This is a genomic window from Nocardia sp. NPDC004260, assembly GCF_053603155.1.
In genome coordinates this window covers 25607-34879 of sequence record NZ_JBSGEZ010000073.1, presented here as the reverse complement: position 1 = coordinate 34879, position 9273 = coordinate 25607, and the positions used below count along the sequence as shown (strand labels likewise).

Below are 9273 nucleotides of genomic sequence, written 5' to 3'. Positions count from 1 at the left end.
TGAACAACTCCACCATCACCGGATCGACCGCCGAGATCACCGCCACGCGAACACGATACCGACTGCCGCTCAACAACTTACGGGACAACCCTTAGTGTCGCCGCTGACCCCGCTCGTCTCGAATTCTGGGCCAATTGGTATCACGTCCGATTCACCCGGCAATCCGATTGGCCTGACATCTCACTGGATGAATTCCGTACACTGCTCCGCAGATGGTTGAATGAGGCGGAATGAGCAGACGCACCGGCGGGGTGCGGGCAGGGCCCGTGTAGTGGGGCCCGCGGCGGTGTAGGCGGAGGACCACTGCGCGAGCGGGATGTTGGCGCGGTGCAGCGCCACTTTGATCAACAGCCATGCGCCGGCTTCGCCCCGGCCGGTGCCGTCGCCGGGGAGCCGACGAATCGGCTGTAGTCGCCGCTTTCGATCGGGACGTTGTCGATACCGGAAACGTCGCACCGCGCGAATACGGGTGCGGCGTGGGAGCAGTGAAAGACCTACTTCCAGTAGGCCTGGGATTTGATCGCGGCCTTGGGCAAATTGTGAATCGCCTTGAAGCTCTTCACGATCGAGCGGGTGGTATGCCCATCGCAAGCGACCCAGGCGAATGCGTCGGCCGGGCAGGAGAGTTCTTGGGCCGCTTCCCGCAGCAATCTGCCGTCATCGATCCGTTGCACCCAGGTCACTTGGTGGTGCGGCTTGTTGCGCAGCGGAATCGTGGTGTCGGATTCGTACTGCCATTCCAGCCAGACCCGGGCCGGGGTGTCGCCGATGGCGTCGAACAGCGTGTTGATCGCGGGCAGTGAGGCGGTGTCGCCGAAGATGAGGTATTCGCCGGGCGCGGATTCGGGCAGCTGGAAGTTCGAGCCGAGCACCGACGCGTCGAGTTCGTCACCGGCCGAGGCGTTCTGCGCCCATCGAGCGGCGGGCCCGTCGTGGAGCGCGAATTCGATCGAGAAGTGGTCGCCGTCCGGGTCGGGGTCGACCAGGGTGTAGCCGCGCTGTTGCAGCTTGCCGCTGTCGCCGTCCGGGAACCAGCCGCGGATCCACTGCGTGGGGTGTACCGGATGATCGGCGAGCAGACCGCCCGCGGAGAAGCCGAGTCGCACGTATTTGTCCGTGACGTATTCGGTCGAGGTGACGGTCAGCCGGTAGTCGTTGCCGCCCCACGCCTTGACCATCAGACCGTTCAAACCTTTGCCCATGAACTAAGGTTAGCCTAACGAAAGTCGAATGTCGCGCGGGAGATACGCACCACGCGACATTCGACGGCGACAGTGCCCGGGAGGGCTCGGGCGCGAGGGGTTTCGGGTCAGCAGGACAGGCCGAGCGCCGAGGCGAGGCTGCACTCCGCCTGGCGTGTCAGCTTCCAGGTGCCGTCGATCTGCTTCCAGGAGACGTCGTAGGTGAAGTCCGGGTAGCCCTCGGTGGTGACCAGCAACTGCGCATCGATCCGGTCGCCGGAGTTGGAGGGGTTGATCACGTTGTAGCGCAGGCTCGGCGGGGCGGCCGCGAGCAGGCCCGCGATCTTGTCCATCGTCGCGACGCCCGCGTCACCCGACTCCAGTTCGGCCGCTCGCGTGCTGCGCGCGGCGCCGGTGTTGATCGCCACGCGAAGTTTGGCGGTCAGCTCACCGGCGCCCGGGGACTGGGTGTGCAAGGGTGCGACCAAGGGTGCCGCGACGGCGGGCGTGACGGTCCCGACCACGCCGGCGAATCCGGCGCTGACCACGACCGCCGCAGTGGCGAGTCGGGCGAGTGTCTTGTTCGGGGTCTTGCTCATTCGTTCATCCAATCTTTCGAGGGTGTGAGTGTCACCGCTCTAGTCGGGTACGAGTGTGCAATATAAGGTAAGCCTATGCAAACATGATCCGCACGGGTTCTGGTTGTCGGCGCGGCGGCAGACCCGCGCACCCGGCGGGAAGCCGCGGGATGTCGGAGAGAGTGGAGAACCGGTGGAAACGCTTCTGGTCATCGGAGCTGGCCCGAAAGCCCTTGCGGTGGCGACGAAAGCGCATGTGCTGCGTACGCTCGGCCTTCCCGCGCCCCGGGTGGTCGTCGTCGAGGCGCACGCGGTCGGCGGCAACTGGCTGCCGAGTGGCGGTTGGACCGACGGCAGGCACCGGTTGGGCACCAGCCCGGAGAAGGACGTGGGCTTCCCGTACCACTCGACCTGGGCGCGCGGGCGCAATCAGGAAATCAACGCGGCCATGATGGCCTACAGCTGGACGTCCTTCCTGATCGAGCAGGGCACCTATGCGGAGTGGATCGATCGGGGCCGCCCGAACCCGGCCCATCACGTCTGGGCCAAGTATCTGCAGTGGGTGGCTCGCCGGATTGATCTCGAACTGGTTTCCGGGGCAGTGCGTTCCATCGGCGCGACCGCCGACGGCTGGCGCGTCACCGCGACCGATCCCGACGGTGGTGCGATCCGGTTGGACGCGGCCGGGCTGATGATCACCGGCCCCGGTGCGAGCACCAAGGCGCTCGCCGACCATCCGCGCGTGCTGAGTATCGCTCAATTCTGGGATCTGGCCGGGCGGCGCAGTCTGCCGGTCTCCTCCCGGGTCGCGGTGATCGGCGGCGGTGAGACCGCGGGCTCGGCCTTGGACGAGCTGGTGCGCCACGGCATGTTGTCCATTTCGGTGATCTCGCCGATGGCCACGATCTACACCCGCGGCGAAAGTTATTTCGAGAATTCGCTGTTCAGCGACCCGGTCAAGTGGGCGGGACTCACCGTCCAGGAGCGGCGTGACGTCATCCGCAGAACCGACCGCGGCGTCTTCTCGGTGCGGGTGCAGGAGAGCCTGCTCGGCGACAGCCGGGTGCATCACCTGCAGGGCCGTGCCGTCCGGGTGGTCGATCAAGGCGACGGCGTGGCGCTGACTTTGCGCAACGAGCGGCGCGCGGACCAATCGCACACTTTCGACCTGGTCATCGATGCCACCGGCGGACAGCCGCTGTGGTTCCTGGACCTCTTCGATCAGGACGCGGCCGACCTGCTGGAACTGGCGGTCGGTGGCAGGCCGACCCAGGAGCGGATCGAGGTGTCGATCGGCTACGACCTCGCGGTCTCGGGGATGGAGACCAAGCTGTATCTGCCCAACCTCGCCGCGGTCGCACAAGGGCCTGGTTTTCCGAATCTCAGTTGTCTCGGCGAGCTTTCCGATCGCGTGCTGCAACCGGCCACGCGACGGTCCGGTGTGCCGCTGACGGGCGCCGTCGCGCGGGCCTTCGGGTGAGCGCCCCCGCCCTCGCGGTCGGGGGCGCGGACCGCGCCTCAGTGCCGCACCGTCGGGACGTCCGCGGGCGTGCGCGGCAGGTAGTAGAGCGTGATCCGGCGGTCCGGCCGGATGTCGAATTCGCCGAGACTGGGCACGCCGAACCGCTCGGCCATGCGCCGCACCGCGACATTGCGGTGATCCGGTTCGACCAGGAGGCGACGGCAGTTCGGTTCCGCCGCGAAGATTCCGGGCAGCAGACCGCTGACGAAGGCGAACATGATGCCGCGTCCGATCACCTCCGGGTCGGCGGTGGCGAGGTGGAAGGCCACGTCATAGGGGTCGGCGTGATAGATCCGGGCGATCTCGTCCTTGGCGGGGCGATACAACTCCAGGTAGGCGATGTCGCGACGGCCCAGTTCCGGCCGGTCGGTGCCGGTGAAGTCGTACCCGACGATGTATGGGCGGGAATAGGTTCCGTCCAGCTGCGCGCGCAGATTCTGCCTGCGCAATTCGACGGGCCACGGCTGTTCCCACGTCTCGATCAGATGCGGCCGGTTCATCCATTCGGTGAGCAGCTCCGCGTCCGCGCCGTCCGCGTCGGCCGTCCGGATGTCGAACGGGGCGGGCAGAGCCGGTTGCGGCGGAGCGGGCACGGCCCGCAGTTCGTCGGGGATATCGGTCAGCTCGCGCGCGATGACATGAGGCGTCTTGGTGGGGTTCATCGGTCGTCGAGCTCCGTTCGGTAGTGACTCCGCTGGATGAATGTAAGGTTACCCTATGCTAACCTCGCGTGGTCGGCGAGGCCCGGCCGTTCGGGAAGGACGGCGCGCGGGCGCGCGCACCGCGGCCTGATCTGTTCGCCCGCGGTGACTTTCGCCCACACCGCGTTATGTGTAGGAGCTGTTGGATGTCGAGAAAACCCGGGTGGATTCGGAAGTTTCACAAGCCCGGCACGGAAACGCTGCCGCCCCTGGTGCTGTTTCCCCATGCCGGTAGTGGCGCCTCCACCTATCGCGCCATGTCCAAGCGGCTCAGTGCGGATTTCGATGTCGTGCTCGTGCAATATCCGGGACGCCAGGACCGAGCCGCCGAACCGATGCCGGACAGTCTCGTCGAACTCGCGGCGGGTGCCCTCGCGGAATTCCTCGAATCGCCTTATCACCGAGGCATTCCCATCACGGTGTTCGGCCACAGCGTCGGCGCGATGGTGGCCTTCGAATTCGTTCGTCAGGCCGAGGCCGCCGGTGTGCCGGTAGCGCTGCTCGGCGCCTCCAGCGCGGTGGCGCCGGCATTGGTGGCCGACAGCGAGCCGCTGCCGACCGAGGAGGAGGCGCTGCTCGACCGGCTCGTCGCGCTGAACGGAACGGGCGCGGACGTTTTGGCCGATCGCGACATCATGCGAATGACGCTGCCCGTCCTCCAGGCCGACTATCGCGCCTTCGACGACTACACGTGCGACCCGGACGTGCGGATCGGCGCGCGGATCGAGGTGATCGGCGGCGCCGACGACGACTTCGTCACCGTCGCCGAACTGCGTCCCTGGATCGCGCACAGCACTCGGGGCGGCTCGGTCACGCTCTTCGACGGCGGGCACTTCTATTTGTACGACCACATCGACGGCGTCGCGGAATTGCTTGCCTCCGCCGCCGCTGACGCCGGACAGTCCGCTCTTTCCAGTTAGGTTCACCATGTCAGGATCGGCTTCGGGGGACGAAGACCATATCGTCGTCGTCGGAATCGGGGTCGAGGCCCCCGGCGGAATAAACAGTCCACGAGAATTCTGGACGGCGCTGGCCGAATCCAGGGAACTCATCGGCCCATTGCCACGAGATCGGGAGTGGCCGATCGAACAGTTGCTCACCCTCGGTCGCAACGAGAGCTGGAGCGACGTACGCGACTCGGGCGGATTCCTGTCCGAAGCAACGGAATTCGATGCGGCCTTTTTCGGGATAACGCCGCGCGAAGCCGTCGCGATGGATCCGCAGCAGCGGGTGGCGATGCGCGTGGCATGGCGGGCGGTCGAGGATGCCGGGCTCAATCCCGGCGCCGTCGAAGGTGCCGAAGCGGGGTGCTGGATGGGCGTCACGCCGCTGGAGTACGGCCCGCGCATGGCGAGCGTCAGCGAGCACAGCGGTTATCGAATGACCGGCACCACCCTCGGCGCGGTATCCGGCCGTATCTCGCACAGTCTCGGGCTGATCGGGCCTTCGATCAGTGTGGACACCTCCTGCGCGGCGGGTTTGACCGCCCTCCACCAAGCCGCGGCGGCCGTCCGCGCGGGCGAGTGCGATTGGGCCCTGGCAGGTGGCGTGTGCGTGATGGGCTCACCCGGCATGTTCGTGGAGTTCGCGAAGAACAACGCGCTCTCGACCGACGGCCACTGCCGCGCGTATTCCGCGGGCACGACCGGGACTCTGTGGGGCGAGGGCGCGGGAGTGGTGGTGCTGGAGCGCGAGTCGCGAGCGCGCCGGCTCGGTCATCGGATCTACGCTCGGCTGCTCGGCTCCCGGGTCAACCACAACGGCAAGAGCGGCCCGTTGGCCGTGCCCAGCGCCGACGCGCAGGAGCGGCTGATTCGCGCCGCGCTCATCGCGGCCCGCGTCGACCCCGAACAGATCGGGCTGGTCGAGGGGCACGGCACCGGCACGGCGGTGGGCGATCCCATCGAACTGTCCGCTCTCATCCGGACGTACGGCGCGCCGGAGCGTGTCCGGGGCGCGCTGCTGGGATCGGTCAAGTCGAATATCGGTCACACCCAGGCGGCGGCGGGCATGCTCGGCCTGATCAAGATGCTGCTGTGCGGCGCGCACGGACACGTCGCGCCGAGTCTCTGGACAGAACACCCGACCGAGGCGGTCGACTGGGAAGCCACCAGTCTGCGGCTGGCCACGAAGTTCGTTCCGTGGGAGCCGGTCGACGGCATTCGCTACGGAGCGGTGTCGGCATTCGGAGTCGCGGGGACCAACGCGCACGCGGTCGTCGGGATGCCCGTCCTGGAGGAGGACAGCGATGTCTGAATATCTGCTGCCGGACGGCACCGTCCCCGTCCTGCTCTCCTCGGACAGCGCCGAAGGCTTGCGTGCGGAGGCCGCGGCGATACTGGCCTACGTGCAGGACCACCCTCGGGTGGACCCGGATCGACTGGCGAGCCATCTCTTCCGCACCAGGATCGCCCGCAGGTATCGCGCCCTGGCCATGGTCGTCACCCGCGAGGAGTTGACGGACGCGTTGCGGTCGATCGCGGCGGGTTCCACGCACCCGGCGGTGGTGACGTCCGGCGGCGCCGTCGCGGCGCGTCGCGTCGGCTTCGCCTTTCCCGGACAAGGCAGCCAGCACGCGGGTATGGGCAAGCCGTACTACGACTTCTCCCCGGCCTACCGGGCCGCCGTCGACGAGTGCGCGGCGGTGCACGAGGAGCGGTACGGCCATGCACGGCCGGTGCACTATCTGCTCGGCGCAGGCGCCGAGTTCGGCGAGACACTGTGGGAAGTGCAACCGGCCAGGATGTTCCACCTGGTCGGCTTGGCCGCCATGTGGCAGGCGGCGGGCGTGCGCCCCACCGCGACCATCGGTCACAGCCAGGGTGAACTCGCGGCCTGCGTGGTCGCCGGTGCGCTGACGCTGCGCGATGCCGTGTCGATCGTCACCCACCGGGCCCAGCTTCTGGAGCGCGACCTTTCGGACGGCTACGCGGTGGCCGTGCTCGGCGCGGGGCGCGACGAATGCGAGGCGCTGCTGGCCCGCAATTCGGGCTGGGCGGAGGTCTCTTTGGTCAACTCACCCGAGTTGACCGGTGTCTCCGGTGACGAGGCCGCGATCGCGGAGCTGGTGGCGACCGCCACCGCTAAAGGCCTGTTCGCCAAGCAGATCCAGATGTCGTTCCCGTCGCACACCTCCGCGATGACGCGATTGCGCGACGAATTCCAATCGTCGCTCGGCGAATTGAGCAGCAAGACTTTCACGCTCGGCGACGTCACCTGTTACGGCGGGACGCTCGGCGCGGCGATCACTCCCGAGTTGACCCACCACGACTACTGGTACTGGAACCTGCGCAACCGGGTGCGCTTCGATCGCGCGGTGACGGCGGCGACCGCAGACGTGGACACCTTCATCGAGATCGCCGAGCACCCGACGTTGCAGCCCGCGCTGCGGGAAAATCTGTCCCCGGCCGCGCCGGGTGCCCGCGACTTCCTGGTCGTGGGGACATCGCTGCGCACCGCGAACGGGTTGGGTGAATTCACCCGCAATCTGGCCGAAGTCGCGGTGCACGATTCGCGTTACGACTGGCAGGCGCTCCGCACGGACTCCGGCGACCGCACTCCGGCGCTGCCGCTGCGTGACTTTCCCGCCACGGTGATGAACTCCAAGAGACTGTGGGCGCCGTATCAATCGGGTGCCGAGGCGCCGATCCCGGTCACCTCGCCCCCCGCGCGGTTGCGCGAGGAATGGACCAGGTTGTCCCGGTTCGAGCTGGCCGCGCCGCGCACCGTGCTGCTCGCCGAGCACGACGGCGCGGACGACCTCGCAGCGGCGCTGTGCGCGCGGGCCGCGCGCCACGGTGCCACGATCGCCGGCACCGCGACCGAGGCCGACACCATGGTGCTGCTGCTTCCGTCGAAAACGGCCACGGACGAGCAAGGCGCGGTGGCCGAACTCGCCGAGTTCGCCCGAGCCGCAGAAAGTCTGACCACGATAGCCCCTGGCGTCACGGAATGCTGGCTGGTGACAACCGGTGCTGAGGCGGTGTCCCCGGACGATGCGCCATCCCTGGGTCATTCGGCGGTCAGCGCCGCGTACCGCAGTCTCGGCCTGGAACATCTCGGCATCGCGTTCCGGCACCTCGACTTGCCCCTGGATGCCGCCGAACGGGATCCGGCGGCGCTGGCGGACAAGATCCTCGAAGCCGTTCACCTGCCGGGCGAGCCGGAACTCGCGCTGCGGGGCGGCAAATTGCACGCCAAGCGTCTCGTTCGCGCCGAGCTGCCGGGCACTTCGGCGCCTCCGGATCTGTGCGAGGTTCTCATTCTCGGTGGCACGGGGCACGTCGGCCTGGAATTCTGCGCGCAGCTCGCCCACGACGGCGCACGGCGCGTCACCCTGGTGAATCGCACCGGGGAGACGAGCGTGCTCGCCGAGCGACTGCGCGCTATCCGCGCATCGGGTTCCACCGAAATCGACGTGGTGGCCTGTGACATCACCGACGCCGACTCGGTCGCCGAGCTGGCGGAGCGCTTCGCCGAGCGCCCCGTGAGCGTGGTCGTGCACGCCGCGGTCCAGTACGCATGGGCACGGTTCGAACCTGAGGCGGTAACCGAGGCGGCCGCCGCGAAGGTCCTCGGGCTCGGCGAGGTGCTGCGCGCGGTGCCGCAGACCGTCGACTGCGCCGTGCTGTTGTGCTCCTCGTTCGTGGCCACCCTCGGCGGGCGTGGTCAGGCACTGTACGCGGGCACGAATCGCATGCTCGACAGCCTCGCCGTGCGGCTGCGGGCGCAGGGCAGGGATTGCGTGTCGGTGCAATGGGGGCTGTGGGGTCTGCCCGGCGCGGAGCACGCCGACGTGGAAGCCAGGATCCTCGGCGCTGGTCTGCGACCCATGCCCGCCGCGCCCGCCATCGCGGCGGGTTTCGCCGACCGTACCGGGAACAGCGCGGTGCTGTCGGCGGACTGGGAGCGCTTGCGGGATACGGCCGAGATCGTCGGCCTGGCGCGGGTTTTCGCGCCCGCATCGGCGGTCGCGGAGCCCGCGGCCGAGCCGTCCGCACCGAAGTCGGCCGCCGTCGAGCCGGAAGCCGATGCCACGCGGAGCATCGCGGAGATCATCCGGCGCGAACTCGGGCAGGTGATGCTTCTCGACGGCCCCGACCAGATCGACGGCTCCGTGCCGCTGGTCGCGCTCGGCTTCGATTCGTTGCAGGCGGTGGATCTGCGGGCACGGCTGAAGACGATGTTGCGCCGCGAGTTGCCGGTCGCGGCGATCCTCGGCGGCGCGTCCCTGGACGACGTCGTCCTGCTCATGTCCGAGAACCGAGGCCGATGATGCCCGAGAACACAGG

The 9273-nt window shown here is 68.1% G+C and carries 7 protein-coding genes; 4 read left to right on the top strand and 3 right to left on the bottom strand.

The window, feature by feature from the left end; translation table 11 throughout:
• Nucleotides 1-494 precede the first annotated feature (494 nt).
• Both ACWEO7_RS31065 and ACWEO7_RS31060 read right to left on the bottom strand, forming a co-directional pair.
• Nucleotides 495-1202 carry a siderophore-interacting protein gene (locus ACWEO7_RS31065; protein ID WP_452428483.1) on the bottom strand — a complete coding sequence of 236 codons (708 nt, stop codon included), beginning with the start codon at nt 1200-1202 and terminating at the stop codon, nt 495-497.
• Nucleotides 1203-1309: 107 nt separating this feature from the next.
• Nucleotides 1310-1780: a hypothetical protein gene (locus tag ACWEO7_RS31060; protein WP_452428481.1), complete on the bottom strand. Its 471-nt coding sequence runs from the start codon at nt 1778-1780 to the stop codon at nt 1310-1312.
• Between the two features lie 172 nt (nt 1781-1952).
• On the opposite strand from ACWEO7_RS31060, the gene ACWEO7_RS31055 reads away from it, so the two are divergent.
• On the top strand, nt 1953-3239 hold the full coding sequence (locus ACWEO7_RS31055) for a SidA/IucD/PvdA family monooxygenase (protein ID WP_452428479.1): 1287 nt from the start codon (nt 1953-1955) through the stop codon (nt 3237-3239).
• A 38-nt stretch (nt 3240-3277) separates the two neighbouring features.
• Here the strand turns inward: ACWEO7_RS31055 and ACWEO7_RS31050 are convergent, their stop codons facing one another.
• The gene (locus ACWEO7_RS31050; protein ID WP_452428477.1) at nt 3278-3943 is read right to left on the bottom strand and encodes a GNAT family N-acetyltransferase; all 666 of its coding nucleotides are present in this window, start codon (nt 3941-3943) and stop codon (nt 3278-3280) included.
• A gap of 185 nt (nt 3944-4128) precedes the next feature.
• Here ACWEO7_RS31050 and ACWEO7_RS31045 point away from each other — a divergent pair, with 185 nt between their 5' ends.
• From ACWEO7_RS31045 to nbtC, 3 genes are read left to right on the top strand one after another with little or no spacing between them, the layout of a single operon-like run.
• Nucleotides 4129-4902: a thioesterase II family protein gene (locus tag ACWEO7_RS31045; RefSeq protein WP_452428475.1), complete on the top strand. Its 774-nt coding sequence runs from the start codon at nt 4129-4131 to the stop codon at nt 4900-4902.
• Nucleotides 4903-4909: 7 nt separating this feature from the next.
• Nucleotides 4910-6238 carry a beta-ketoacyl [acyl carrier protein] synthase domain-containing protein gene (locus ACWEO7_RS31040; protein WP_452428473.1) on the top strand — a complete coding sequence of 443 codons (1329 nt, stop codon included), beginning with the start codon at nt 4910-4912 and terminating at the stop codon, nt 6236-6238.
• On the top strand, nt 6231-9257 hold the full coding sequence (nbtC, locus tag ACWEO7_RS31035) for a nocobactin polyketide synthase NbtC (RefSeq protein WP_452428472.1): 3027 nt from the start codon (nt 6231-6233) through the stop codon (nt 9255-9257). Before ACWEO7_RS31040 ends, nbtC begins: the two co-directional genes overlap by 8 nt.
• Nucleotides 9258-9273: the final 16 nt, after the last annotated feature.